The sequence below is a fragment of the Paraburkholderia sp. BR10872 genome (assembly GCF_040965835.1).
Classification (GTDB): Bacteria; Pseudomonadota; Gammaproteobacteria; order Burkholderiales; family Burkholderiaceae; genus Paraburkholderia; species Paraburkholderia nodosa_A.
The window spans coordinates 1-24,822 of the sequence record NZ_JBFRCN010000036.1 but is presented as its reverse complement, the minus strand read 5'-3'; the positions used below and the strand labels follow the sequence as shown (position 1 = coordinate 24,822).

Genomic DNA, 24,822 nt, shown 5'->3' with positions numbered 1-24,822 from the left:
GTCAGCCGCGTGCGGGCGAGGTATCGCGCACGTCGGCGGGCTGGCTCGCCATCTGCAGATGCAGACGCTTACCCGTATAAGGCGAGTGCGCGCGCACGACGTCCATGTCGAGCTCGACGCCAAGGCCCGGTGCCTTCGACGGGACGATGTAGCCGTCTTCCCACTGAATCGGCTGCTTGAGCACTCGTGCGTGGAAACCGTCCCACGTGCCGATGCTTTCCTGAATCAGGAAGTTCGGCGTGCAGGCCGCGAGCTGAATGCTTGCCGCCGCGCCAATGGGCCCGTTGTAGAGATGCGGCGCGATCTGCGCGTAGTGCACTTCGGCGAGCGTCGCGATCTTCTTCGCTTCGAGCAGGCCGCCCACGCGCGCGACGTTCAGTTGCAGGATCGACGCACCGCCCGCCTGCAGCAGTTTGTGAAATTCGTATTTGGTGGTGAGGCGCTCGCCCGTGGCAATGGGAATCGACGTGTGCTTCGCGACATTGGCGATGGCCTCCTCCTGGCCCGGCGGCACCGGCTCTTCGAACCACAGCGGGTCGTATTTCTCGAGCCGCTTCGCCAGCCGGATCGCCGAGGAAGGCACCATCTGTCCATGCGTGCCGAACAGCAGATCGGCCCTGCTTCCCACCGCTTCTCGCACCTTGCGGCAGAACGTTTCGCATCGGTCGAGCACGTCGAGCGAAAGCTGATGCCCCGAATAAGCCGTGTACGGACCCGCCGGATCGAACTTCACCGCGGTGAAGCCACGCTTCACGTTCTCGGCCGCGCATTCGGCGGCGAGATCGGGATCGTCGTAATCGTATTCGCCTTGCGCGTTCTTCGGGTACAGGTAGGTGTACGAACGAAGCCGCTCGTTCACCATGCCCCCGAGCAGTTCGTACACGGGCTTGTCCGCCGCCTTCCCGATGATGTCCCAGCATGCCATTTCGAGGCCGCTCACGATGCCCATCATCGTGAGGTCCGGGCGCTGCGTGAAACCGCTCGAATAGCCCTCGCGGAACAGGCGCTCGACGCGGTGCGGATCGTGGTCCAGCAGATAGCGCGTGAAGACGTCTTCGATCGCGCTCACCATCACGTCGGGATGGAACGTGGCCGCGTAGATTTCGCCCACGCCTTCGATGCCACAATCGGTTTTCAGCGTAACGAAGATCCAGTACATGCCGCCGAGGTGCGGAGGCGGCACCGCGACGACGTTCGTTTCAATTGCAACGACTTTCATGGTTCAGGCTGTTTCAGGCAGGTTTGGAGTGGGTCATACGCTTGAGCACGAGCGCGGCGATACCGCCGAGCGTGCCAATGGCGGCGACATAGGCGAAATAGATCTGGTAGCCGAGCATGCCCGCGTAGTGCTCGGTGATATAGCCGTTCACGAGCGGCAGGAAGATGTCCGACGAATAGCCGATCAGCGAAACGAGCCCGATGGCGAGGCCCGTGATGCGCATGGGAATCGCGCAGTAGTCGAGCAGCGTCCAGTAGAGGCCGCGAATCGCGTAGGTCATGAGGCCGATGAACAGCACCACCGCGCCGAGCAGCGCCATGTTGCGCAGCGTGGGCAGCACGATCAGGCCGATCAGGCCCGCGACGGCCAGGAACAGCGCCCAGATCAGCACGCGCAGGTTCGACAGACGGTCGCCGAGAAAGCCGCCGCCGATGCCCCCGATGGGACGCATCCAGAGCTTCGCGGTGGTGACCATGCCGGCCGCCACGACGGTCATATGCATCTCACCCTGCTGGAGGTACGCGGAGAAGCTGTAAGTCGCCCAGAAGATCTGATAGCCGCAGAACACCACGGCTGCCATGAGCCAGAGCTGGGGAATCGCGGCGAGCGTCGCGAGATCGCGCCACAGCGAACCGTTCGCATTCGCCTCGACCGGCTTGCTTTCGGCCTGCGCGGGCGCGGGGTCCTTGAAGAAGCTCATCAACGCGCCGAGTGCGATACACGTGAAGGAATACATATAGATCACGTGGCGCAGGCCCGCCGCTTCACCGCGTCCCGAGCCGGTTGCGGTGGCGAAGAGCGCGAGCGCGGCAGTGGCGAGCAGCGCTTCGACGAGCCCGCGTCCGCCATCGAGCAGCCCGAAAAAACGGCCTTGTTCGTTCGCCCCCGCGATCATGCGCACGCGTTTGAGCACGGACGCCCAGAACGTGAGGCCGGTCGTGACGCCCCAGAGGCAGAAGATCACGAGCAGCGCATGGAACGAGGGTGCGGTGGAGTACCAGAGGCCGAGCGCCCCGGTGCCGATAAGTGAAAAGCAGATCAACAGGCGCGGTGCGACGCGGTCGGCGAGCCAGCCGCTCGGCAGATAAGACACGAAGAACACGATGCCGAGCACCGAGTAGAGATAGCCGAGTTGGGCGTTGTCGATATGCAGGACATCGAGCATCGTGGTCTGGTAGACCTGACGCAGATACAGCAGCGGATAGATGCCGCCCGCGGCGAGCACGAGCAGCAGCAACTGCACGTAGCGCTGCATGGAGCCCGCAGCGGCGGGCGTGAGCGATGGGGTTTCGGCGCTCGGCATCGCCGGCGCATTGGGCTTTCCGATGGACTTCTGCAAGTTTGTCTCCTGTCGACCAGAGTTGGTGCAAAGCACTTACTCTGGTCCCATGCAAAGCTGTCGACCAGAGTTGGCGCTTTAGCGCTTACTCTGGTCCCATGCAAGGCTGTCGACCGGCACGCGGGCGGTTGCCCGCGCGAGGCGTCTTTTCTTTATCTGCGACGCCCGGTTCAAGGGCGCCGTTGCTGCGATTAATCAGTATCTCGAACGATCAGAACGGCATCACGACAAGGCGTGTCTGCGTGAATTCGAGCATGCCGTGCTTGCCGTCGTCGCCGCCGAGGCCCGAGCGCTTCCAGCCGGCGTGATAGCCCTGATACGGGTCCGCGGGCGTGCGGTTCACGTACAGCTCGCCGGCTTCGATCTCGTTCGCGACGCGCAGGGTCGAGCGGTAGCGCTCCGTAAAGAGCACCGACGAAAGGCCGAACTGGTGATCGTTGGCCATGCGCAGCGCGTCGTCGAGCGTCTCGTACGAAAGCACCGGCAGCACCGGGCCGAAGATCTCCTCCTGCACGATCTCCATGTCCTGGCGGCAATGCGTGAGCAAGGTAGGCGGATAGAAATGGCCCTTGCCTTCGGGCACGTAGCCGCCCGTTTCGAGCTTCGCGCCTTCGGCCACCGCGCGCTCGACCATCGCGTGGATCGCTGTGCGTGCGCTCGCGCTCACGAGCGGACCCATGCGGGTCGCGTCTTCGGCGCGGTCGCCGAAGCGCACGGCGCTCATCTTCTCGCGCAGCAGCGCGACGAAGCAGTCATGCACCGAAGCGTGCACGTACACACGTTCGATCGCCGTGCAAAGCTGGCCGCAATGCGTGGTTTTCGAGCGCACGATGGCCGTTGCGGCCGCTTCGAGATCAGCGTCGTCTTCGATGATCGCGGGCGTCTTGCCGCCCAGTTCCAGTGACGGCTTCGCGATATTTTCCTTGCAGTAGTCGAGCACCTTGCGGCCCGCGCTCACGCTGCCCGTGAGCGTGATCATGCCGACGTCCGTGTGCGTGCAGAGCACAGCGGCCGTGTCGTGGTCCATGGCCAGCACGTTGAAAATGCCCGCCGGAAGTTCGGCTTCCTGCGCGGCGCGCGCCACTTCGAACGCCGAGCACGGCGTGTTGTTGCTCGGGCGCGCGACCACCGCGTTACCGGTGATGAGCGCCGGCGCGACCTTGCGCAGCAGCGTGTACACGGGGAAGTTGAACGGAATCAGGCATGCGGCCACGCCGATCGGCTCGCGCATGAGAATGAGGTTTTCGTTCGCGCTGTCGCTCGGAATCACCTCGCCTTCGATGCGACGCGCCCACTGCGCGTGGTAGCGCAGGATTTCGGCGGCGTACTGTGCTTCGGCGGTTGCGTCCGCGACGCTCTTGCCCGACTCGGCGGCAAGCGCCGCGCCGATCTTCGGCGCGCGCGCCACGATCGCTTCTGCAAACCGGTTCAGGCTCGCGCCGCGTTCGGCGGCGGGCAACTTGCGCCAGGCGCGCTGCGCGGCCCTGGCGGCCACGACCGCGCGAACCGCGTCCGCGGCGCTCGCCGCGCTCACGTGGCCGATCGCGTCGCCGGTTGCGGGATTATGGACAGCGATCTGCGGCCCTTCGGCGCCGACGAACTGCCCATTGATGAAATTGAGGTCTGATCGCATGGATTGCTGCCGGTTTGGCGTTGCCGCCGCTTCACGAGAAAGGGCAGTATCCGTGCGGCATCGGGACGCCACAAACGATTAATTGTCGAGCGGAGCATGCGAAAAACGCATGCTCGCCGAAGCGGGCGCCGGGGCGGCAGGAGCCAAAGCGCGTGGCCATCGCACGCCTTGCTTGTTATAATTCGCTCAAGCGTACGAAACAAATCTAACGTTCGCCGGAACGCAGCACAGTCCGGCGCAGCACCCACTCCATGGCCAAAACCGACCGGCTGCGCGCCCTTGCCGACGCGCTCGCAAAACACAACGTCATGCATCTGCGCGATGCAGCCAGCGTGCTTGGTGTCTCCGAGATGACCGTGCGGCGCGACATCGCCGCGAATCCCGAGCGTTTCACGTATCTGGGCGGCTATATCGTGAGCGCGCAGGACGTGCCCAATACCGCCGGCTACTCGCTCGAACACGAAAAGGACCACTTCGCGCAGGCCAAGTCGCAAGCGTCCGCGCACGCGGCACGGCTCATCGCGCAGAACGACACCGTCTTCATCGACTGCGGTACGACGCTTGCCGCACTCGCGCGCCTCATTCCTTCCCAGTTGCAGATCACGGCGGTGTGCTATTCGCTCAACGTGGCCGAGATTCTGCGGCGCATGCCCAATGTGCGCATGATCCTGCTGGGAGGCGTGTATGTGCCGTCGTCGGATTCGTTTTCCGGCGAGGAGAGCCTGGAAACGCTGCGCCGCATGGGCATCAACAAGGCGTTTATTTCAGCGGGCGGCGTGGACGCCGCGCGCGGCGTGACGTGCTGGAACTTTCACGAAGTGGCGCTCAAGCAAGCCGCCATGGCCAGCGCCGTGGAAAGCCATCTCGTTGTGGATGCCAGCAAGTATGGTATCGTGAAGGCGTGGCGCTTTTCGCAGCTGGACGACTTCAATTCCGTCATCACCGAGAAAGGCCAGACGCTGCGCGAGCACAGCGCATAAGCGCCGACCGGCCGTGCGGCGCCGGTCTCGCGCCAATAGTCTGCCGACTCAGCCGCGCCGGCGCAGCGCGAACAGCGTGCCGGCCACCAGAATGAACGCGCCGACAATCACCTTCTGCCATGTGCTCGGCACGCCCACGAGAATCAGCACGTTGTTGATGAGCGTGACGAGCGCCACACCGAGCAACGTGCCCACGACGGTACCGCTGCCGCCGGTAATGCGCGCGCCGCCCAGAATCACCGCGGCGATCACGTCGAGTTCCGAGCCCACCAGGTCAAACGGATTGGCAAGCCGGTTGTTCGCCACGTGCAAAATGCCCGCCACGCCGGCGAGAAACCCCGTATAGCCGAACACGAACAGCCGGATCGCGCGCAGGTTGAAGCCCAGCCGCTCCGCAATCGCCGTGCTGCCGCCCATGGCGTAGACGCCGCGCCCCACCATCGTGCGATTGAGCAGCCACCACGTGAGAATCGCGCCCGCCACGAGCGCGATCGCGGAAACCGGCAGCACCGCGTTGAGCCCATCGGCGGTCTTGTAGGCGATGAGCGGAATGCGGCCGAAGTGATCCATGCTGTGCGGGATGTTCATGAAGAACGTCGTGCCCACGAAGGTGAGCAGCAGCCCGCGATAGAGGTATTGCGTGCCGATCGTCACGATCAGCGAGGGCGCCTGCAGCCGGTGCACGAGCATGCCGTTGATGACGCCGAGCACGATACCGCCCACGGCGCCCGTGAGCAGAATGAGCGCGAACGGCGCATCGGGCCACCACGCGAATACGGCCTTCGTGATCGAGTACATCGTGAGCGCGCCGATCGCCGTGAACGAGACGTCGATGCCGCCCGACGCCAGCACGACGAGCGTGCCCAGCGCGAACAGCGACGTGATCGTCGCCGAGTGCAGCAGGTCGAACAGCGTGGCCCACTGGAAAAAGCGCGGGTTGATGGAAGCGACGATCACGCAGGTAATGACGATCAGCGTGGCCGTGAACCATTCGGGGTTGCGGGCGAGCTTCGCGCGCCAGTTCAGCGGTACGCTCTGGCGCGCGACTTCGACGGTGTTGGACGACGTGCTCATTGTCTGATTCATGCTCATGCGGTGTCCGGCAAAACGTTACGCGGAATTCAGGCTGCCTCTGCAAGCAGCGCACGGTACAGCTCGGCTTCGGTCAGACGATCGGCGTGGTGCTCTTCAGCGAGGCGGCCCTTACGCATCATCAGTACGCGGTCGCAGTTCTGCAGCAGCTCGGGCAGGTCGTCGCTCACGAGCAGAATGCCGATGCCTCGCTGCGAGAGCCGCTGCATGATGCGATAGATGATGTCCTTCGAGCCGACGTCCACGCCCACCGTCGGCCCGTGGAGGATCAGCACGTGCGGGTCGATGGCGAGCCAGCGGCCAATCAGCACGCGCTGCTGGTTGCCGCCCGAGAGCGACTGCACGGCCTTGTCCACATCGGGCGTGGCGATCTGCAGTTCCTTCACGGTGTTTTCGGCCAGCGCGCGTGCGCGCGTGCGATCGATCTGGCCGAAGCGGTCGCGCAGGCTCGCGATCATCGCCGTGATCACGTTGTCGCGAATCGGCTTGTCGAGGAAAAGGCCTTCATTCAGGCGGTCTTCCGGCACATAGCCAATGCGCGCACGCCTCGCGTCGCCGGGCGTCGAAAGCTCGATCGCGCGGCCTTCGAGCACGATCTCGCCCGCATCGGCGGGCGCGACGCCCGCAAGCGCGCGCGCGAGTTCGTTGCGGCCCGAATCGAGCAGACCCGTCACGCCGAGAATTTCGCCGCGATGCAGTGTGAACGACACGTCGCTGAAGAGGCCCGTGCGACCCAGACCGCGAACGTCGAGCAGCACGTCGGCTTCGGCCGCGACGTTGCGGTAGCGTTCGGTGGAAAGCTCGCGCCCCGTCATCAGTTCGCTCAACTGCGCCTTGGTGTAGTTCGTGATCGGGCCTTGCGTCACTTTCTGGCCATCGCGCAGCACGATCACTTCGCCGCCGATCGCATAGCACTCGTCGAGCTTGTGGCTCACGAACAGCACGGTCACGCCCTGCGCGCGCAACTGGCCGAGCACGGCAATGAGGTTGGTCACTTCCTTTTGCGTGAGCGAGGTCGTGGGCTCGTCCATGATGACGAACTTCGCCTCGCTCGCAATGGCGCGCGCGATCGCCACGAGCTGGCGCGTGGCGAGCGGCAGTTGTTCGATGAGCGTCGCCTGGAAGTCGGCGTCGCCCGGCAGGCCCACGGCCTTCAAGGCGCGCTCGGCCGTGCGCGCGAGTTCGCGGCGGTCGAACGTGCGCGCGAGGCGCCCCGCGTGCTCAGCGAGTTCGGTCGTGAGCCCGATGTTTTCGGCCACGTTCATGTTGGGCAGCAGCGAAAGATCCTGATACACAGTCTCGATGCCCGCCGCCAGCGATTCGAGCGGCGTGAGCCGCGCGTGGCGCGCGCCGTCGATCACCAGCTCGCCTTCGTCCGGCGGCTGCGCGCCGGAGATGATCTTGATGAGCGTGCTCTTGCCGCACCCGTTCTCGCCGAGCAGGTGATAGATCTGCCCGCGCTCGAACGCGAGCGTCACGCCGCGCAAGGCGTGCACGCCCGTGAAGCGCTTGTGCACGCCGAGCACCTGCAATAACGGTTCTGAAGCCATGTCGTCTCTTCGTGACGTTGCGACGAAGCGCGCGCCGGGCTGCGAGCCCGCTGCGCGCGCCACCTTCTACCGATCAGAAGTTGTATTGCTTGTAGTTCGACTTGTCGACGCTCACCCAGCCCTGGCCGCGCACGATGATGCCCTTGCCCGGACCCTTCGACACCGTGACCTTCTCGTAACCGGGCAGACCGAGGTTCGCGCCGTTCTCCACGGTCTTGCCGTCGATCAGCATCATCGCGATCTTGTTCATGGCGATGCCCGCCAGCTTCGGATCCCAGAACGCAATGCCGTTGATCGCGCCGCTTTCGAGGTACTTGCCGGCCTCGGTCGGCAAGCCGGTGCCGTATACGCAGATCTTGCCCTGCAGGCCCGCTTCCTCGACGGCGCGGCCAATGCCGATCACGTCGAGCGACGACGAGCCCTGGAAGCCCTTGATGTCCGGATGCTTGCGCAGCACTTCCTTGGCCACTTCATACGCGTGCTCGCCGTCGTTGTTGGTTTCGAGGTTGGTCTCGACGAGCTGCATCTTCGGGAACTTCTTCTTCGCGTTGTCGATGCCGCCATTGGCCCACTGCACCTGCGAGCGGCTGCCGAGCGAGCCGACCATCGTCGCCCACTTGCCATCGTCGTGCATGCACGAGGCGAGGCGGTCGTTGAGCGCGGCACCATAGGCGGAGTTGTCGAACGCCTCGACGTCGACCATCGTGTTCTTTTCGTTGTCGGCTTCGTGCGTGACGACCTTGATGCCGCGGTCCATCGCCTTCTTGAGCGCTGGTTCGAGCGTCGGCGGGTCATACGGCACGACCGCGATCGCGCTCACTTTCTTCGCGATCAGGTCGTCGATGATCTTCAGTTGCTGCGCGGCGTCCGCGCGGCCGGGCCCGGTCTGGTAGACCGAAACTTTCGGGTTGTCCTTGCCGAATTCCTTGACGCCGTCGTCCATCCGATTGAACCAGCTGATGCCGGTCACCTTCACCACCGTGACGATGGTCGGGTTCTCCGCCGCATACGCCACGGCCGCCATGCCAGCGGCAAGTGCACACGCCGTGATCGCCACACTGAGTCGCTTGATCTTCATGTTCGATGTCTCCGTTTTTTATTAGCCGATTAACCGTCGCCCCGAAAGAGATGGCGGCGGACCTCCGAGGCACGAGGCCCGCCTGCTACACAGTTCGGCTGGTCAGCCCGAAGTCCGCCCTTTGCCAGCAGACGGGGAGCCGCCGAAACCGAAAATCGCGCGCACCCGCTCGCCGCCCGCGAACGCGAGCGAGAGCAACAGCAGGAAGCCCCAGGCGCAATCGCCAAAAAACTGCGAAACGCCCATCAGATTGAAGAGGCTCGAAAGGAATTGCAGCACCGTTGCGGCGAAGAACACGCAGATGATGCGTCCGTAGCCGCCCGCCGGATTCACGCCGCCCATCACCGCAATGAGAATGGCGATCAGCAGATAGGAATTGCCGTAGTCCCATTTCGCACTGAGCGTGTGCGAAACGCTCACGAGCCCGGCGAGCGAGGCGAGCACGCCGCACATCGCGTAGGTCATGATCAGCATGCGCGCGCGCGGAATGCCCGCATAGAACGCCGCGCGCTGGTTCGTGCCCATGAGGTAAAGGCGCAGCCCGAACGGCGTGCGCCTGAGCAGCCAGCCCAGCAGCACGACCACGGCCACGAATAGCAGGAACGAAATCGGTATCTGAAAGAACGTGCCGTTGCTGATATCGGCGAGCGGTTCGACATAATCCACGTGCACGGAGGCGCCGTTGCTCAGCGCCACCGCGAAGCCCGTGAAAAGCAGTTGCGTGCCGAGCGTGCAGAGAATGGGCGTGAGCCCGAGGCGCGCAATCACCACGCCGTTGAGCAGACCGCCAAGGAGCCCCATCCCAAGCACGATCACGATGAAGAGCGCCGTATAAAGCGCGGGCGAATCGTCGCCGCTCACGAAACGCGGCACCAGCAGCGCGGCGATCATGCCCGAAAGATTCGCGAGCCCCACGCCGGACAGGTCGATGCCGCCGTTGCCTGACAGCATGGAGAGCATGATGCCGAGCGCGAGCAGCGCGACTTCGGGCAGTTGCGCGCCCATCGACTGCAGGTTGTCGATGCCGACGAACTGCCCGCGCGACACCCAGACCGCGACCAGCACGACCAGCAGGTTCACGGCCAGCAGGAAGTTCAACTGCCGGTCACCGAACCATTTGGCAAAGAGTGCAGACTTCATGGACCTCATCCTTTGCGGTGTGTTTTCACCTGGCAACGTTCAATGCGCGCTGGCGTTCGCCGTGTGTGCGAGCATGGCGTCGACTTCTTCCTTGCGCGGCATGGAGGGCGCGGTGCCGGGGCGCGTCACGGAAATGCCCGCCAGCGCGCAGCCAAAGCGCGTGGCCGTGAGCGCGTCGTCGCCGCGCGCGAGCGCCGCCGCGAAGCCGCCCGTAAAGCCGTCGCCCGCACCCGCCGTCTCCACTACCGGCCCGCAATTGAAGGCGGGTAGCAAGACCGAAGCATCGCGCGTGTGGAGCAGCGCGCCGGCTTCGCCCAGCGTCACGATGACCGCGCCCGCGCCCTTGGCGAGCAGCACGTCGGCGGCGCGGCGCGCGTCGGCGGCGTTGCGGATCTCGATGCCCGTGAGCGCCTGCGCCTCGGTCTCATTGGGCGTGATGTAGTCGCAAAGCGGGAAGATGTCGTCGGGCAGCGCCATGGCGGGGGCCGGATTGAACACCGTCTTCACGCCATGCCGGCGCGCGAGTTCGAGGCCGCGCCGCGCTGCCGCGAGCGGCTGCTCCAGTTGCGTGACGAATACCTGGGAGGCCGCAATATCGGCTTCGATCGCTTCGGCGTCGCCGGGCTCCATCGTGGCCGCTGCGCCCGCTGCGACGATGATCGCGTTCATGCCGGTCGTGTCGTCCACGAAGATGTGCGCCGCGCCCGTGGCCAGTCCGTCTACGGCCTGGGTGCGCGCCGTGATGCCTTCGGCGGCCCACGTCGCCCGCGCGATGTCGCCGAACGCGTCGTTGCCCACACGCGTGCAGAACACCACCTGCGCGCCCGCGCGCGCGGCGGCCACGGCCTGATTCGAGCCCTTGCCGCCCGGTCCCATCGCGAATGCCGATCCGGCGAGCGTCTCGCCGATCATCGGCATGCGGCTCGCGCGAAATGCGAGATCGGTCACATAAATGCCGAGGATGACGACGCGTCCGCTCATTGGCCCTGCTCCCTGGCGCGCGGCGCGTCGGGTGCGAGCAGCACGCCTTTGGTGAACACGAAGCAGCCGTAGCCGCGCGTTTCGCCCGTGGCGATCACGCAGTAGGCCTTGCGGGCACGCGCATAGAACGCATGGCGCTCGATAGGCGCGAACGGCACGGCGCGGCCTTCCGCGGCGTCGACCTCGGCCTGCGCTTCGTGCTGCACGGCGGGAATCGTGTTGGGCTCGCCGACCACTTCCATGCGCATGGCCGGGGCTTCGACGAAGGTGTCGAGCGGCAGCACGGAGAGGATCGCGCGCACGGCGCGGGGCGCATCCGCGCCGTCGATGCGCAGGAGCTTGCCGAGCACCGTGGCGCGCGCGACGGAGTCGGCGGGAAAGTTGGCGTCGCAAACGACGAGTTCGTCGCCGTGACCCATCGCGCGCAGCGCTTGCAGGACATCGGCGTTCAGAAGCGGGTCGAGATTCTTCAGCATGCTTTTGTCTCCATTGATCTGGCGTTTTCTTGTTCGAAGCGCTCAGTCGCCGTACGGTATCCAGATGTTCTTCACCTGCACGGCATGGCGCAGGAACGGCAATCCTGCGCTCGTCCGGTCAAACCAGTCAACCTCGCGGCCATGATCGACGAAGGTCCGCTTCAGGTTGCCCACCGACTCGCGCTCCACGAGGGACGAATCGGCCGCCGTGCCGAAGCACCAGAGCGCGTCCACGTCGTCGTGCTTCGCGAGGGCCGGCAGCAGCGCGGCGCGCTCGCCGGTCAGGATGTTGAGCGCGCCCGCAGGCACATCCGAGGTTTCCACGACCTGATAGAAGTCCGTCGCAGCCAGCGGGCACGCCTCGCTCGCCAGCGCCACGACGCGATTGCCCATCGCGAGCGCCGGTGCGATCAGCGAAACGAAGCCGAGCAGCGGCGCTTCGTCGGGGCAGGCGATGCCGACCACGCCCAGCGCCTCGTGCATGGCGAGCGCGACACCGCGCAACGGCGGGGTATGCACCGCGCCATCGAACTTGTCGGCCCACGCCGCGTAGCTGAAGAGCCGGTCGATCGCCATCTCCACTTCACGCCCGGCCGCGCGCGCGTCGTGCCCCGCGCGGCGCGTGAGTTGCCGTGCGAATTCTTCGGCGCGCGCGCTCAGGTTTTCCGCGAGGTAGTACAGCACCTGGGCGCGAGCGTGCGTGCTCATCTGCGTCCACTTGCCCGCGCCGCGCGCGGCGGCAACGGCGTCGCGCACGTCCTTGCGGCTGCCCGCACCGACTTCGCCCACCCATTCACCGTTTGGTGCGTAGATGGCGTGTGAATAGCCGCTATCGGGCCGTACCTGTTTGCCGCCGATAAAAAGCTTCGCAGTGCGATCGAGACCGCCGCCCGCGTGCGCAAAGTCTGGCGCCGGCGGGCGCACCTCACGTTGCGCGCGCATCGGCAGCTTGCTCCACGCGGCCGGCTTCAGATATTCGAACACGCCTTCGCGGCCGCCCTCGCGCCCGAAGCCCGATTCGCGGTAGCCGCCGAAGCCCACGCTCGCGTCGAACAGGTTCGTCGCGTTGATCCACACCACGCCGCACTGCAGACGCGGCGCGATGTCGAGCGCGCGCCCGATGGTCTCGCTCCACACGCTCGCGGCGAGGCCGTAGCGCGAATTGTTGGCGAGCGCCACGGCCTCTTCCGGCGTGCGAAAGCTCATGGCCGCGAGCACCGGCCCGAAGATTTCCTCCTGCGCGAGCGTCGAGGCAGGCCCGATGCCCGTCACGAGCGTCGGCGGATAGAAGCAGCCGCTCGATGGCAACTCGACTTCGCGCGGCTGCCACACGTTGCAGCCTTCGCGCCGCCCGGCTTCCACGAGCGACTCGATGCGTTCGAGCTGTACCGGATCGACGATCGCGCCAATGTCGATGCCCTTGTCGAGCGAGGGCCCGACGCGCAGCGTCGCCATACGGCGCTTGAGCTTCTCGATAAAGCGCGCCTCGACGCCCTCCTGCACCAGCAACCGGGAACCCGCGCAGCATACCTGACCCTGGTTGAACCAGATGGCGTCCACCACGCCTTCCACGGCGCCGTCGAGGTCGGCGTCGTCGAACACGATGAACGGCGACTTGCCGCCCAGTTCTAGCGTGAGCGACTTGCCCGTGCCGGCCGTGGCCGTGCGGATGAGGCGGCCCACTTCGGTCGAGCCGGTGAAGGCAATCTTGTCGACGCCGGGATGCTCGACGAGCGCCGCGCCCGTGCTGCCGTCGCCCGTCACCACATTGAGCACGCCCTTGGGCAGGCCGGCGCGATGCGCCAGTTCGGCGAACAGCAGCGCGGTGAGCGGCGTGTATTCGGCGGGCTTGAGCACCACGCAGTTGCCGAGTGCGATGGCGGGCGCCACTTTCCACGCGAGCATCAGCAGCGGGAAATTCCACGGCACGATCTGGCCGATCACGCCCAGCGGCGACCAGCCTTCCAGTTCGTTCTCCTGAAGCTGCGCCCAGCCCGCGTGATGGAGGAAATGGCGCGCCACGAGCGGCACGTCGATGTCGCGCGCCTCGCGAATCGGCTTGCCGTTGTCGAGCGCCTCGAGCACGGCGAAGAGGCGGCTGTGGCGCTGCACCATGCGCGAGAGCGCGTAGAGATGCCGCGCGCGCGCCGCGCCGCCCATGGCGTACCACTCGGGCTGCGCCGCGTGCGCTGCCGCGACGGCCGCCGCTACGTCCGCCGCACCGCCTTGCGCCACGGCGGCGAGCGCCTCGCCCGTGGCGGGCGCGCGTACTTCGAAGCGCGCGCCATCGGCACTTTCGCGCCACGCGCCGTCAATGAAATGCCCAAACGCGGCCTCGTGCTGCGCGAGCCACGCGCGCACGGGCTGATCGTCCTCGGGGGCGGGACCGTAATCCATCGTTCGGAAATACTCGGCTACGCTCATCGGTATGGTCTGCTCAGGCTACGGGGTGGCGGTGGAAGGCGGAATAGCGGCCGCTCACATGATGTTCGAGTTGGCGCTCGATGTCGGCGAGCAGACTCGACGCGCCGAAGCGGAACAACTCGGGCTCGAGCCAGGGCCGCCCCAGCTCTTCCTTCATGAGGATCTGGTACGCGAGCGCGGTTTTGGCATTCGAGACGCCGCCCGCAGGCTTGAAGCCCACCAGCGCGCCGGTGCGCTCGCGGTATTCCCGGATCATGCGCACCATCACGAGCGAAACGTCGAGCGTGGCGTTGACCCCTTCCTTGCCCGTGGACGTCTTGATGAAGTCCGCGCCCGCCATCATGCAGACCATCGACGCGCGGGCGATGTTCGACAGCACGCGAATGTCGCCCGTGGCGAGAATCGCCTTCAGATGCGCGTCGCCGCAGGCCGCGCGAAACTCGCGCACTTCGTCGTAGAGCGCGCGCCAGTTGCCGGTGAGCACGTGCTCGCGTGTGACGACGATGTCGATTTCTTCGGCGCCGTCCTTAACGGAGGCCTCGATTTCCTTGAGCTTGAGCGCGTGCGGATTGAGGCCCGCCGGAAAACCGGTGGAAACTGCCGCGACGGGAATACCACTGCCCGCCAGCGCGTCCACGGCAGCCGCAACGAAGCGGTGGTACACGCACACCGCGCCCGTCGTGATGGCATCGGGCGCGAAGCCGAGCGCCGCGAGCAGGTCGGCGCGCACGGGGTGGCGCGCCTTCGTGCACAGGCGTCGCACGCGGCCTTCGGTGTCGTCGCCGTTGAGCGTGGTGAGATCGATGCAGGTGATGGCCTTCAGGAGCCACGCGGCCTGCGCGTCCTTCTTGACCGCGCGGCGCGTGCCGAGCGTGGCCGTGCGCCGCTCGACGGCGGACTGGTTGACGCGCAAGGCGTCGAGCCACGCCGCGTCGAACGCCACGCCGGCGTTGCGCGCTAAATGCGCAGCATGCTGGGCGGGCGCGCCGCGCAGCACGACGAGCGAGTTCGTTGAGGCTTCTGACATAGGCTGGGTGGCGAATTTGTGCAATGCACATCAAACCGTGGTGGTTTATTCGCACTCATCCTATACCGATGAAACGATCGTGACAATACTCGTTACAATCCTATCTATCGGGCTCGGGACGTGGGAACGCTGACCCAGACAGCGGTTTAGAACTGCAACCGATACCGTACGAAATCGTCGGCTTGCGCGAATTCGTCGTAGAGCTTGCGCGCGGGGTTGTCCTCGCGCGTATGCCAGTAAAGACGCGACCATGCGCGCGAACGCGCCAGTGCGATGAGGTCTTCGATGAGCCGCCTGCCGATGCCCTGGCCGCGGCAAGCGGGATCGACGAACAGGTCTTCGAGGTGGCAAATGGGCGCATCGACCCATGTGCCTTCATGCAGCACACACATTCAGGACGTTGCCGCTTCTCTCAAGCTCGCAAGCGACGCGCGCTGCTGGCCTTGCGCGTCGAAGTTCTCTTTCGAGAGCCACTTCTCGAATGCGGATTTCGCGAGCGGCCAATCCTGGTCGATGATCGCGAACCACGCGGTGTCGCGGTTACGGCCCTTGTACACGATCGCCTGGCGGAAAATGCCCTCGAACTGGAAGCCCAGACGCAACGCCGTCTTGCGCGAAGGCGCGTTGAGGCTGTCGCATTTCCATTCGTAGCGCCGGTAGCCGAGATCGTCGAACACGTAGCGCATCAGCAGGTACTGCGCCTCGGTGGAAAGCGGCGTTTGCTTCAGGCGCGGCGAAAACGTCACGCTGCCCACTTCGATTACGCCATGCACCGGCTCGATGCGCATGAGCGCGAACGTACCCACGGCCTTCCCGCTCGCGCGGTCGATCACGGCGTAATGGAACGGGTCGCTCGATGCAGCCGCTTTCGCGAGATATTCGCGAAACGCGGCGAAGTCGGTGAAGGGCTCGGAGAACAGGTAGGTCCAGTCGCGACCGTCGGCCGCCGTGCCGTAGGCTTCGAAGAGATCGGCGGCGTGGCGGTCGAGGTCGATCGGCTCGATGCGGCAGAACCGGCCCTCGATCGTCGCACGCGCAGGCCGTTCGCGCGGCTGCCAGCCGCTGACAGGGTCCCCGATGGGCTGCTGGAATTCGTTCAGTCTTGCGGACATGCGTGACAAGCTCCTCTTGCGCGGGACGTAGCCAATATTCGCGTTAAGGTACCGCATGTCGTGGTTCTGTGGAAAGGTCCACGAACGGCAGGGTGCGTGGAACCACGCAGCGCACACCAATTGTTCAGTTTTCCTCTGCTTTTCGATTCCCGCCGGCGCGCGCCATTGCGGATCACCGACGCCCACCCGCAAGCCGCACCGCATCGGGATGCCGCCGCAACCGCAGCATCGCCACACAACCGAGCGCCGGTCCCACGGCCAGCATGCCGAAGCCGCCCCGCCATCCCAGCCACGCCACCGCGTACGGCACGAGATGAATGCTCACCAGCGTGAGCAGAAAACCCGCGCAAGTCTGCGCGGTCAGCAGCGTACCGACCGAGTCCGGGTCGGCCAGCTCGGCCACGCTCGCCGAAAACTGCGCGGAATCGGCGATCACCGAGACGCCCCACACGAGCGCGACCGCGCCCATCACGATGAGCGGCGCGTGAGCCAGCCAGCCCATCAGCGCGGCACACGCTGCGCTCGTCGCCATCGCGCCGACCGTGACGGCCGTGCGCCCCACGCGGTCCGCCAGCACGCCGCCGAGCCACGCACCCGCCGCGCCGATCGCGATCACGCTGAAGGTCATCCACTCCGCGCGCGTGCGGGCATTGGCCATGCCGCGCGCGACGAACGTCTGCTGCAGGAACAGCGCGAGCCACGCCCACATCGCGTAAAGCTCCCACATGTGGCCGAGGTAACCGAGATTGGCGAGCCGCAAGGCGGGCCGCCGCCACGCCTGCGCGACCTTCGCAACGTCGATGCGCGTGGCGCGCCGGATATTCGGCCCGATGCCCGCAAAGCCGATCAGCGCCGCGGCGCACGCCGCGCACGCCGCGGCGACGCCATAGATCGTGCGCCAGCCGAGCCCGCCCGTGGCCGCCAGCAGATGCGGGCTTGCCGAGCCGAGCGTGAGCGCGCCCACGAGAAGGCCGACGAGCAGACCGAGATCGCCTTGCGCCCAGGTGGCCGCGAGCCGCATGCCGACGGGATACACGCCCGCCATGCACATGCCCGTGATGAACCGCAGCGCAACGACCGCACCGCCGACCGGCGGCAGGAACGCGAGCGACGCCGTGGCCACGGCCGCCACGACCGCGGAACCCGCGAGCAGCCGGCGCAGATCGTAGCGGTCGGGCAGCGAAAGCAATGCGGACGTGATGGTGCCGGCCACGAACCCGCACTGCACGGCGCTCGTGAGCAAGGCTTCGTCGAAGGCGGCAATGGCGTGCGCCTGCTTGATGAGGACCACCACGGTGCTCGACGAAAACCACACGCCCATCGCCGCCACTTGCGCGAGGAGCAGCAATGCGAGCGAGGCGGCCTTGCCGCGTTGCGCCGCGCCAAGCCCCGGCGGCCCCGTTTCTTCCGACGAACGGGAACCGGCAGCGCCTTGGGAAGGCGTGCGCGTCACGCTCAGGCCGCCGCCGCTGCCGCTTGCGCCTGTGCGAGCACGCGATGGAACGCGCGGCCGAACCAGATCAGCCCGTCGCGCCCGCCCACCATGCGCGCCGCCTTGATCTCACAGAAGAACACCGTGTGCGTGCCGACTTCGGTCGTGCGCGCGATGTGGCAATCGAACGAACTCACCGCGCCGCGCAGCGCGGGCGCGCCCGTTTCGAGCCGATACCACTCGGCGAGCGCGAAACGTTCGTCCATGTCGATGTCTTTCGTGGCGAAGCGCGTGGCCACCTCGCGCTGATCGGCCGCCAGCACGTTCACGCAGAGCCGCCCGTTCTCGCGCAGGATCGCGTTGTTGCGGCTCGTGCGATTGATGCAGACGAGCAGCGTGGGTGGCTCGTCCGTCACGCCGCACACGGCGGACGCCGTGCAGCCGGCGCGCCCGGCGTCGCCATCGGTGGTGACGATGTTCACGGCGGCGCCAAGACCGGACATGGCGTCGCGAAAGAGGGATTTGTCTACCATATTCTCGCCCGCTTGCCGCGGTCTCCTCGTAGCGGGAATTCAGTGCCCGATTTTCATGCGTCGCTCATGCCTCGTTCACGCGCGCGCCGCGATACTGCGCTGCCGCGTGAGAGGCCGGCAAGCGCGCGCGGCCGGAGAGCTTTTCGCGCAGGGTGCCCTCACGATACGCGCTTTTATATACGCCACGTGCTTGCAGTTCGGGCACCAGCAGTTCGACCACGTCGTCGAAGCATTCCGGCACCACCGTGCGCGAGAGATTGAAGCCATCCACGCCGGCCGTTTCGCTCCACTCGATCAGCGTTTGCGCGATGCTCTGCGCGGAGCCGACCCACGGCGCCTGACGGCTGCCAAGCACCATCTGCTCGAGCAGCTTGCGGCGCGTCCATTGCGGCCCGGCGCTGCGCGTCATGGCCTCGACGTTCGACACGATCGCCTGGCTCTTGCCCGTCTCGATGGGCTCGTCGAGGTCGTAACGCGCGAAGTCGATGCCAAGCGACGCCGCCGCGTGCGCGAGCGCCGCTTCCGAACTCACGTAGCGCCGGTACTGGTCGAACTTCTCGCGCGCTTCGCTATCCGTGCGTCCGACGATCAGCGTCGCGCCCAGAAAGACCTTCACGTCATCGGCCGCGCGCCCGAGTTGCACCGCTTGCGCCCGAATGTCTCCGACGATCTCCTTTACGCCTTCCCTCTTCTGACCGTTGATGAACACGCATTCGGCGTGCGTCGCGGCGAAACGCCTGCCGCGCGTGGACGACCCCGCCTGGTACAGCACCGGCGTGCGCTGTGGCGACGGCGCGCACAGATGCATCGCATCCACCTTGTATTGCGGCCCGCGATGATGAATCATCCGCACGCGCGCGGGATCGGCGTAGATGCCGCCGGCGCGATCGTTGAGGACGGCGTCGTCGTCCCAGCTGCCTTCCCAGAGCTTGTAGACGAGCGCCATGTATTCGTCGGCCAGATCGTAGCGGTCGTCGTGAGCGTTCTGGCCGTCCATGCCGATGGCGCGGGCCGCGCTGTCGAGGTAGCCCGTCACGATGTTCCAGCCGATGCGCCCGCCCGTGAGATGGTCGAGCGTGGACATGCGCCGCGCGAACAGAAACGGCTGTTCATACGTGAGATTGGCCGTCACGCCAAAGCCCAGATCCTGCGTCACCGCGGCCATGGCGGGAATGACGAGCGTGGGGTCGTTCACGGGCACCTGCACCGCGCCGCGCAGCGCGGCGTCGGCATTGCCGCCGTAGACGTCGTACACGCCGACGACGTCGGCGAAGAAAATGCCGTCGAAGAGGCCCCGTTCGAGCTTCTTCGCGTAGTCGGTCCAGTACTGGAGTTCCGTATAGCGGCTCGACTGGTCGCGCGGATGTGTCCACAAGCCTTGCTGAATGTGGCCCACGCAGTTCATGTCGAAAGCGTTCAGACGGATTTCACGTGGCATGCCGGCTCCTTTTGGGCGCGCTCGATGCCATCTACTATAGTAGACGAACGGATACTGGTGAAACCTGGGATTGATCCGGTGTTGGTGGAAAGTACTCGGGCGAACTTCGCCTGCCGGCTTCACTAAATGTGATGCCACCCATCACGGATTGTCATTTGTCCCGCTCGACCGGGTGGCGTATGTTTGCCGGGACGCAGCGCTGCAGTTGGCGCGTGCCGGGCTCCGATCAGCGCGGCGCGGGCAGCGTGGTCCCGTTATTTCCTGGCGATGCGATATTGGCAGATGAGCCGGCCTTCGCGTAAGCAGTGCTCGCTGACCGGGCGGCCAGTCGCCTCGGAAAAATACGCTGCGAGCGCGCGACATACGCATGGCGTTTCACGCACAGCACCCGCAACCGGGCAGCTGTAATTGCGGACCATGATTGCGTCACCATCGGGGACGGCTTCCGTGTGCGCGCCGAGCGCGTCGACGATTGCCATGGCGTCGGCGAGATTCGTCTTGAAGTCGCGTGATGCGGGCAGGCCGTTCTCTTGCGCAAGGCGGCGGCCCGTTTCCGTGAGGATTTTCTCGAGCTCACGGTCGTCGAATCGATGCTTGAGTGTGGCGAGAAGGCCGAGCAGGAACCCGGGGTACGCGCTCGACGATGCATCTTCACTGCCCGGCGCGGCCTCATAGAGGACTGCCGGTTTTCCCGGAGTCCCGGTTTGCAGCAATTTCCGTCGTTGAACGAGCCCCTCCGCTTCCAGTTGCCTCAACTGCATGTTGATCGCCGTGCGCGTCACGGCAAGCCGCTCGCAGAGTTGGACGACAGTCAACGGTTCTCGTTGCAGCGCGCGCAAGACGTCGTTCTTGGTAGTCACGGGAAAGAGGTATGGATCAGCAGGCGTAGAGGGCGATTATAGCCCCGCCCTGGACGGGACCATATTAACCATAATGACATATATAATTGTCATTATTGTCGATATCAACTAGACTTGCGCTGTCTCGTCCAGCCCTCATCCAACCGAAGAGTCCCCAGCATGAACCGATCCGTGCCCCGTTTTTCGTTAGCGATCCTGTTAGCCCTGTCGACGGGGCAAGCCGCGACTGCCCAGACAACGGCATCCCCGCCCGCTCAAAAGTCGACCCCGGTACAACTCGTGGACGCCCTGAATGGGGTATTCGGCAAGCATCCGGACGCGCGGGCGGTGCATGCGAAAGGCATCGTGCTCGAGGGCACTTTCACGCCCAGCGCGAGCGCGCCGGCCGTGAGCAAGGCGCCGCATTTCCAGACCACTGTCCCCGTCGTCGTGCGGTTTTCGAACTTCGCCGGCATTCCCGATATTTCCGACGACCATCCCCTTGCGTCCCCTCGCGGCATGGCCATCAAGTTCAAGCTGCCGGACGGCAGCGACACCGATATCGTCGCGCACTCGTTCAACGGGTTTCCTTCCGCGACGGCCGACGATTTCCGCGATCTGCTGATTGCCCTCGGAACGAGTGGCCCGAACACACCGAAGCCGACTCCGCTGGACGTTTATCTGGGCAGCCATCCGGTGGCAAAGGCATTCCTCACCGCCCACAAGCCATACCCGCGCAGCTATGCGTCACTGCCCTACTTCGGGGTCAACACGTTCAGGTTTATTGATTCAAAGGGCGTCGTGACGTACGGGCGCTATCGAATCCTGCCGGTTGGCGGTGCGCATTACCTGACGGATGCCGACGCAGCAAAGAAGGCGCCAGACTACCTGCAGTCGGAAATCCGCCAGCGCGTATCGCATGCGCCCGTGCGGTTCCGTCTCGTTCTGCAGATCGCTCAAGCGGGCGACAAGCTCGACGATCCGTCCGTAGCGTGGTCGAGCGCGCATCGCACCGTGGAACTGGGCACGATCTCGATCACGAAAGCCGTGGCGGACAATCAGGCGGCCCAACGTAGTCTGCTGTTTCTTCCCAACGCCTTGCCGGCCGGCATTGAAGTCGAAGACCCGATGATCAATGCGCGTTCCGCTGCCTACCCGGTCTCGTTCGCACGCCGCCAGCAATAATCGCCAAACTCAAATCGTGAATCCAGGCGCTCCAGGTCTGACGGGCTATCGGAGTGCCACCCTCACGCTGTCCCACTCAAGGAGAAGTTCACATGCCAATGCTCAAATTCGACATCATCGAGGGCCGCACCGACGAACAGGTGCGGGCGCTTCTCGACGCCGCCCATGAGGCCATGGTCCAGGCCTTCGATGTACCCGTTACCGATCGCTACCAGAGCGTCAACCAGCATCGTCCCGGCGAACTGGTGGTGGAAGACACCGGACTCGGGTACACACGATCGAGAGACGTCATCTTGCTCACGGCGGTGAGCCGCAAGCGCACTGAGCCGCAAAAGGTCGAGTTCTATCGTCTGCTCGTCGAAAAGCTGCAAGCCCAATGCGGTATTTCGCCGGACGACGTCATCGTGTCGATCGTCGAGAACGACGATGCGGACTGGTCCTTCGGCCGCGGGCGCGCGCAGTTCATCACCCGGGAACTGACATAGCGTCGCGAGGTGGGGGGGCCACGGTAAAACTGCAGCAACAGTCGCGCACCGGCGAGGAGCCATTCAAAATCTCTGCGCCTGACCGATACGCCACAAGCCGGCCCGTATAATCGACTCATGGACCGACCGCTCACCGACCCCACCTCCGCCATTTCCACGCGCGTGCGCATCGAGCGCGAATCGCGCGGCTGGTCGCTCGCGGACATGGCCGAGCGTTCGGGCGTTTCCAAGGCGATGATCAGCAAGATCGAGCGCGGCGAAGCGAGTCCTACCGCTACCGTGCTCGGCCGGCTTTCGGGTGCCTTTGGCCTGCAGCTGTCCATGCTGCTCGCGCTCGCGGAGCAAACCGGCGAGCGTTTGAGCCGCGCCGCCGACCAGCAAATCTGGCAGGACCCCGAAACCGGCTACACACGCCGGGCCGTCTCGCCGCGCAACGGCGGCATGCTCGACCTCGTGGAGATCGCGTTGCCGGGCGGGGTTCGCGTTGCGTATCCGGCGTCGGCGTTCACGTTCCAGCATCAGCAGATCTGGGTGCGCAGCGGCACGCTGGTATTCGAGGAAGGCGAGCAGGTTCACACGCTCGAAGCCGGCGACTGCCTGCAGCTCGGGCCGCCTGCCGACTGCGCGTTCTTCAATCCGGGCAAGGGCCCGTGCGTGTACGTTGTTGCGCTCGTGCGTCGCTGACTGCGAGCATTTGGACAACTAACCGAGGGTGGGCGCTCATCCCTCCACCCGCGCCTTCACGATCTTCCCTCGCTGCGGCACATATTCAATCCGCTCGACCTCACCGGCCACCATGCCGATGTCGGCGAGCGGATTACCATCGAGCACGACCATATCGGCAATCGCACCCGCCGCGATCACGCCCAGTTCGCCCTTCATGTTCACTGCGTATTGTTGATGGGGTCCGTCGGCGAAGCCACACCGCCCGACGCCTTGGCGGCCGATCGCGCTCTGCGTGAGGTGCAGTTCGGCAGCCGCACGCGTGAAGCTGACGTCGCACGGCGGCTTCGAATGCGACGAGGCAGGGCAGCGGAGGCAGTGGCGTGATGCGCATGGAATGACTCGTGCGGGTCGTGTCAGGAAGATGTTGCCATACATCCCACGGCGGCAGCCTCGAACAAAAACTGCACGCGCACCAGGTTGCGCGTGCCTGTTGCGAAAAAAACTTACTATTGCGTTGAATCTCTGCGCAACCAAGGGGGCGAAGATGAGTTCTGCCGAGAATGCGGCAACAGGTGCGGGCGCAGTACAGTGGCACGCCATGCCCGCTGCCGAGATCGAGCGCCAGCTCAGCGTGAATCCGTCGCAAGGGCTCGATGTGGCGGACGCCGCGCAGCGCCTGGGCACCTATGGGCCAAACGTCCTGCCCCAGGGCAAGAAGAGTGGCCCCCTCGTGCGTCTGCTTGCCCAGTTCAACAACGTGCTCATCTACGTGCTGCTCGCGGCGGGCTTCATCAAGCTGATGCTGAGCCTGTGGCTCGACGCCTCGATCATCTTCGCGGTGGTCATCCTCAATTCGCTGCTGGGCTTCCTGCAGGAAGGGCGCGCCGAGAAAGCGCTCGACTCGATTCGCAACATGCTCTCCGCGGAGGCGCGCGTGCTGCGCGCCGGCGAGGTGCGCCTCGTCCCCGCCGAAGAGGTCGTGCCCGGCGACATCGTGCTGCTGGAATCGGGCGACAAGATCCCCGCGGACATTCGCCTCGTCGAGGCGCGCAACCTGCGCACGGAAGAGGCGGCGCTCACGGGCGAATCCGTGCCTGCGGAGAAGAACACCGGCGCGGTGCCGGCGCATGCCACCGTGGGCGATCGCGAGAATATGGCCTTTTCCGGCACGATGGTCCTCTCGGGCCGCGCCACCGGCATCGTCGTGGCGACGGGCAGCCAGACGGAGCTTGGCCGCATCAACGAGATGCTGGCCGAGGTCAGCGCGCTGGAAACGCCGCTGCTACGCCAGATCAAGAAGTTTGGATACGTCATTACGATCGCCATCGGCATCATCAGCGTGCTGCTCTTCGCATGGGGCCATTGGCTCGGCCACATGACCTTCATCCAGTTGTTCCAGGCGGTGGTGGGCATCGCGGTCTCGGTGATTCCGGAAGGCCTGCCGGCGCTCATCACCATCACGCTCGCCATCGGCGTGCAGCGCATGGCGAAGCGCAACGCCATCATCCGCCGCCTGCCCGCCGTCGAAACGCTGGGGTCTGTCTCGCGCATCTGCTCGGACAAGACCGGCACGCTCACCCTCATGGAAATGATGGTGACCTCGGTCGTGACGGCCGACGCGCCCTATGAAGTGACCGGCGACGGCTACGCACCCGAAGGCGAAGTCCGCGCGGGCGGGAAGGCGCTCGGCGCCGAACGGCCGGAGGTGCTCACGCTCATGGGCCGCGTATCCATGCTGTGCAACGACGCCGGACTCTTCGAAGAAGACGGCAAATGGAAAGTGGAAGGCGACCCGACCGAGGGCGCGCTCTACCCGTTCGCCGGCAAGCTCGGCATGGACCGCAGTGCGGAGGCCGCCGCCGCGCCACGCATCGACGGCATTCCGTTCGAGTCCGAACACAAGTTCATGGCCACGCTGAACCGCTCGGCGCAAGGCGAGATGCTGCTCGTGAAAGGCGCGCCGGAGGTGATCATCGAAAATTGCGACCGCCAGCAAACCGCAAGCGGCCCCGCGCCGCTCGACCGCGAGCGCTTTGCGCGCGAAGGCGAGCGGCTCGCCTCGCAGGGCGAACGCGTGCTGGCGCTCGCCTGGCTGCCCGATCCCGGCCTCGAAGTGGGCAACCTCGGCCCGCAGGATCTGCCGAAGACGCTCGTGCTGCTCGGTCTCGTAGGCCTCATGGACCCGCCTCGCAA

The 24,822-nt window shown here is 65.5% G+C and carries 20 protein-coding genes and 2 pseudogenes; 5 read left to right on the top strand and 17 right to left on the bottom strand.

Features of this window, described 5'->3' with window-relative positions; translation table 11 throughout:
- Position 1: 1 nt before the first annotated feature.
- From AB4Y43_RS25390 to aldA, 3 genes are all read right to left on the bottom strand, one after another.
- Positions 2-1,219, bottom strand: coding sequence for a mandelate racemase/muconate lactonizing enzyme family protein (locus tag AB4Y43_RS25390; RefSeq protein WP_368729031.1), 1,218 nt, complete (start codon positions 1,217-1,219; stop codon positions 2-4).
- Between the two features lie 13 nt (positions 1,220-1,232).
- Positions 1,233-2,522, bottom strand: coding sequence for a nitrate/nitrite transporter (locus AB4Y43_RS25385; protein ID WP_368729068.1), 1,290 nt, complete (start codon positions 2,520-2,522; stop codon positions 1,233-1,235).
- Positions 2,523-2,769: 247 nt separating this feature from the next.
- A complete protein-coding gene (aldA, locus tag AB4Y43_RS25380) occupies positions 2,770-4,191 on the bottom strand; it encodes an aldehyde dehydrogenase (protein WP_368729030.1) in 1,422 nt (473 codons plus the stop codon).
- A 251-nt stretch (positions 4,192-4,442) separates the two neighbouring features.
- Between aldA and AB4Y43_RS25375 the strand changes: the two genes are divergently transcribed.
- Positions 4,443-5,171: a DeoR/GlpR family DNA-binding transcription regulator gene (locus tag AB4Y43_RS25375; RefSeq protein ID WP_069267012.1), complete on the top strand. Its 729-nt coding sequence runs from the start codon at positions 4,443-4,445 to the stop codon at positions 5,169-5,171.
- A gap of 48 nt (positions 5,172-5,219) precedes the next feature.
- Here the strand turns inward: AB4Y43_RS25375 and AB4Y43_RS25370 are convergent, their stop codons facing one another.
- From AB4Y43_RS25370 to AB4Y43_RS25310, 13 genes and pseudogenes are all read right to left on the bottom strand, one after another.
- Positions 5,220-6,263 carry an ABC transporter permease gene (locus AB4Y43_RS25370; RefSeq protein WP_368729029.1) on the bottom strand — a complete coding sequence of 348 codons (1,044 nt, stop codon included), beginning with the start codon at positions 6,261-6,263 and terminating at the stop codon, positions 5,220-5,222.
- A 29-nt stretch (positions 6,264-6,292) separates the two neighbouring features.
- Positions 6,293-7,813: a sugar ABC transporter ATP-binding protein gene (locus tag AB4Y43_RS25365; protein ID WP_368619174.1), complete on the bottom strand. Its 1,521-nt coding sequence runs from the start codon at positions 7,811-7,813 to the stop codon at positions 6,293-6,295.
- 73 nt (positions 7,814-7,886) lie between these two features.
- Positions 7,887-8,891, bottom strand: coding sequence for an autoinducer 2 ABC transporter substrate-binding protein (locus AB4Y43_RS25360; RefSeq protein ID WP_069267015.1), 1,005 nt, complete (start codon positions 8,889-8,891; stop codon positions 7,887-7,889).
- A gap of 102 nt (positions 8,892-8,993) precedes the next feature.
- Positions 8,994-10,031: an ABC transporter permease gene (locus tag AB4Y43_RS25355; RefSeq protein ID WP_069267016.1), complete on the bottom strand. Its 1,038-nt coding sequence runs from the start codon at positions 10,029-10,031 to the stop codon at positions 8,994-8,996.
- A 39-nt stretch (positions 10,032-10,070) separates the two neighbouring features.
- Positions 10,071-11,012: a ribokinase gene (gene rbsK, locus AB4Y43_RS25350; protein ID WP_368729028.1), complete on the bottom strand. Its 942-nt coding sequence runs from the start codon at positions 11,010-11,012 to the stop codon at positions 10,071-10,073.
- Positions 11,009-11,488: an RbsD/FucU family protein gene (locus tag AB4Y43_RS25345; RefSeq protein ID WP_368729027.1), complete on the bottom strand. Its 480-nt coding sequence runs from the start codon at positions 11,486-11,488 to the stop codon at positions 11,009-11,011. The genes rbsK and AB4Y43_RS25345 overlap by 4 nt, the downstream gene beginning before the upstream one ends.
- A 42-nt stretch (positions 11,489-11,530) precedes the next feature.
- Positions 11,531-13,912, bottom strand: a complete 2,382-nt coding sequence (locus AB4Y43_RS25340; protein ID WP_342949393.1) for an aldehyde dehydrogenase family protein — start codon at positions 13,910-13,912, stop codon at positions 11,531-11,533.
- A 13-nt stretch (positions 13,913-13,925) separates the two neighbouring features.
- A complete protein-coding gene (deoC, locus tag AB4Y43_RS25335; protein WP_069267020.1) occupies positions 13,926-14,939 on the bottom strand; it encodes a deoxyribose-phosphate aldolase in 1,014 nt (337 codons plus the stop codon).
- Between the two features lie 146 nt (positions 14,940-15,085).
- Positions 15,086-16,051, bottom strand: a pseudogene (locus tag AB4Y43_RS25330) (GNAT family N-acetyltransferase).
- Positions 16,052-16,223: 172 nt separating this feature from the next.
- A complete protein-coding gene (locus tag AB4Y43_RS25325) occupies positions 16,224-17,504 on the bottom strand; it encodes an MFS transporter (protein ID WP_342949392.1) in 1,281 nt (426 codons plus the stop codon).
- A gap of 2 nt (positions 17,505-17,506) precedes the next feature.
- Entirely contained in the window at positions 17,507-18,016 is a 510-nt protein-coding gene (locus AB4Y43_RS25320) for a flavin reductase (protein ID WP_342949391.1), read from the bottom strand.
- Positions 18,017-18,080: 64 nt separating this feature from the next.
- Positions 18,081-19,454 carry an LLM class flavin-dependent oxidoreductase gene (locus AB4Y43_RS25315; protein WP_342949390.1) on the bottom strand — a complete coding sequence of 458 codons (1,374 nt, stop codon included), beginning with the start codon at positions 19,452-19,454 and terminating at the stop codon, positions 18,081-18,083.
- A 254-nt stretch (positions 19,455-19,708) separates the two neighbouring features.
- Positions 19,709-20,314 carry a MarR family transcriptional regulator gene (locus AB4Y43_RS25310; RefSeq protein ID WP_342949389.1) on the bottom strand — a complete coding sequence of 202 codons (606 nt, stop codon included), beginning with the start codon at positions 20,312-20,314 and terminating at the stop codon, positions 19,709-19,711.
- Positions 20,315-20,593: 279 nt separating this feature from the next.
- Here AB4Y43_RS25310 and AB4Y43_RS25305 point away from each other — a divergent pair, with 279 nt between their 5' ends.
- The 3 genes from AB4Y43_RS25305 to AB4Y43_RS25295 all read left to right on the top strand — a co-directional run bounded on the left by AB4Y43_RS25305 (position 20,594) and on the right by AB4Y43_RS25295 (position 22,647).
- Entirely contained in the window at positions 20,594-21,478 is an 885-nt protein-coding gene (locus AB4Y43_RS25305; protein ID WP_342949388.1) for a catalase family peroxidase, read from the top strand.
- 92 nt (positions 21,479-21,570) lie between these two features.
- Positions 21,571-21,963, top strand: coding sequence for a tautomerase family protein (locus AB4Y43_RS25300; RefSeq protein ID WP_342949387.1), 393 nt, complete (start codon positions 21,571-21,573; stop codon positions 21,961-21,963).
- Positions 21,964-22,080: 117 nt separating this feature from the next.
- Positions 22,081-22,647 carry an XRE family transcriptional regulator gene (locus AB4Y43_RS25295; RefSeq protein ID WP_069267027.1) on the top strand — a complete coding sequence of 189 codons (567 nt, stop codon included), beginning with the start codon at positions 22,081-22,083 and terminating at the stop codon, positions 22,645-22,647.
- A gap of 36 nt (positions 22,648-22,683) precedes the next feature.
- On the opposite strand, the pseudogene AB4Y43_RS25290 reads toward AB4Y43_RS25295, so the two are convergent.
- Positions 22,684-22,851 (bottom strand): annotated as a pseudogene (locus AB4Y43_RS25290) (amidohydrolase family protein); the annotation flags it as partial.
- 322 nt (positions 22,852-23,173) lie between these two features.
- Between AB4Y43_RS25290 and AB4Y43_RS25285 the strand changes: the two are divergent.
- Positions 23,174-24,822, top strand: a 1,649-nt coding sequence (locus AB4Y43_RS25285; RefSeq protein WP_368729026.1) for a cation-translocating P-type ATPase, incomplete at its 3' end; no start/stop codon positions are given.

Bases quoted from the DNA above. Each gene is read 5' to 3' on its own strand.
- AB4Y43_RS25365 (WP_368619174.1), bottom strand. From the start codon at position 7,813: ATGGCTTCAGAACCGTTATTGCAGGTGCTCGGCGTGCACAAGCGCTTC.
- AB4Y43_RS25300 (WP_342949387.1), top strand. From the start codon at position 21,571: ATGCCAATGCTCAAATTCGACATCATCGAGGGCCGCACCGACGAACAG.
- deoC (WP_069267020.1), bottom strand. From the start codon at position 14,939: ATGTCAGAAGCCTCAACGAACTCGCTCGTCGTGCTGCGCGGCGCGCCC.
- AB4Y43_RS25345 (WP_368729027.1), bottom strand. From the start codon at position 11,488: ATGCTGAAGAATCTCGACCCGCTTCTGAACGCCGATGTCCTGCAAGCG.
- AB4Y43_RS25360 (WP_069267015.1), bottom strand. From the start codon at position 8,891: ATGAAGATCAAGCGACTCAGTGTGGCGATCACGGCGTGTGCACTTGCC.
- aldA (WP_368729030.1), bottom strand. From the start codon at position 4,191: ATGCGATCAGACCTCAATTTCATCAATGGGCAGTTCGTCGGCGCCGAA.
- AB4Y43_RS25390 (WP_368729031.1), bottom strand. From the start codon at position 1,219: ATGAAAGTCGTTGCAATTGAAACGAACGTCGTCGCGGTGCCGCCTCCG.
- AB4Y43_RS25320 (WP_342949391.1), bottom strand. From the start codon at position 18,016: ATGGTAGACAAATCCCTCTTTCGCGACGCCATGTCCGGTCTTGGCGCC.
- AB4Y43_RS25355 (WP_069267016.1), bottom strand. From the start codon at position 10,031: ATGAAGTCTGCACTCTTTGCCAAATGGTTCGGTGACCGGCAGTTGAAC.
- AB4Y43_RS25385 (WP_368729068.1), bottom strand. From the start codon at position 2,522: ATGCCGAGCGCCGAAACCCCATCGCTCACGCCCGCCGCTGCGGGCTCC.
- AB4Y43_RS25315 (WP_342949390.1), bottom strand. From the start codon at position 19,454: ATGCCACGTGAAATCCGTCTGAACGCTTTCGACATGAACTGCGTGGGC.
- AB4Y43_RS25295 (WP_069267027.1), top strand. From the start codon at position 22,081: ATGGACCGACCGCTCACCGACCCCACCTCCGCCATTTCCACGCGCGTG.
- AB4Y43_RS25370 (WP_368729029.1), bottom strand. From the start codon at position 6,263: ATGAGCATGAATCAGACAATGAGCACGTCGTCCAACACCGTCGAAGTC.
- AB4Y43_RS25375 (WP_069267012.1), top strand. From the start codon at position 4,443: ATGGCCAAAACCGACCGGCTGCGCGCCCTTGCCGACGCGCTCGCAAAA.
- rbsK (WP_368729028.1), bottom strand. From the start codon at position 11,012: ATGAGCGGACGCGTCGTCATCCTCGGCATTTATGTGACCGATCTCGCA.
- AB4Y43_RS25340 (WP_342949393.1), bottom strand. From the start codon at position 13,912: ATGAGCGTAGCCGAGTATTTCCGAACGATGGATTACGGTCCCGCCCCC.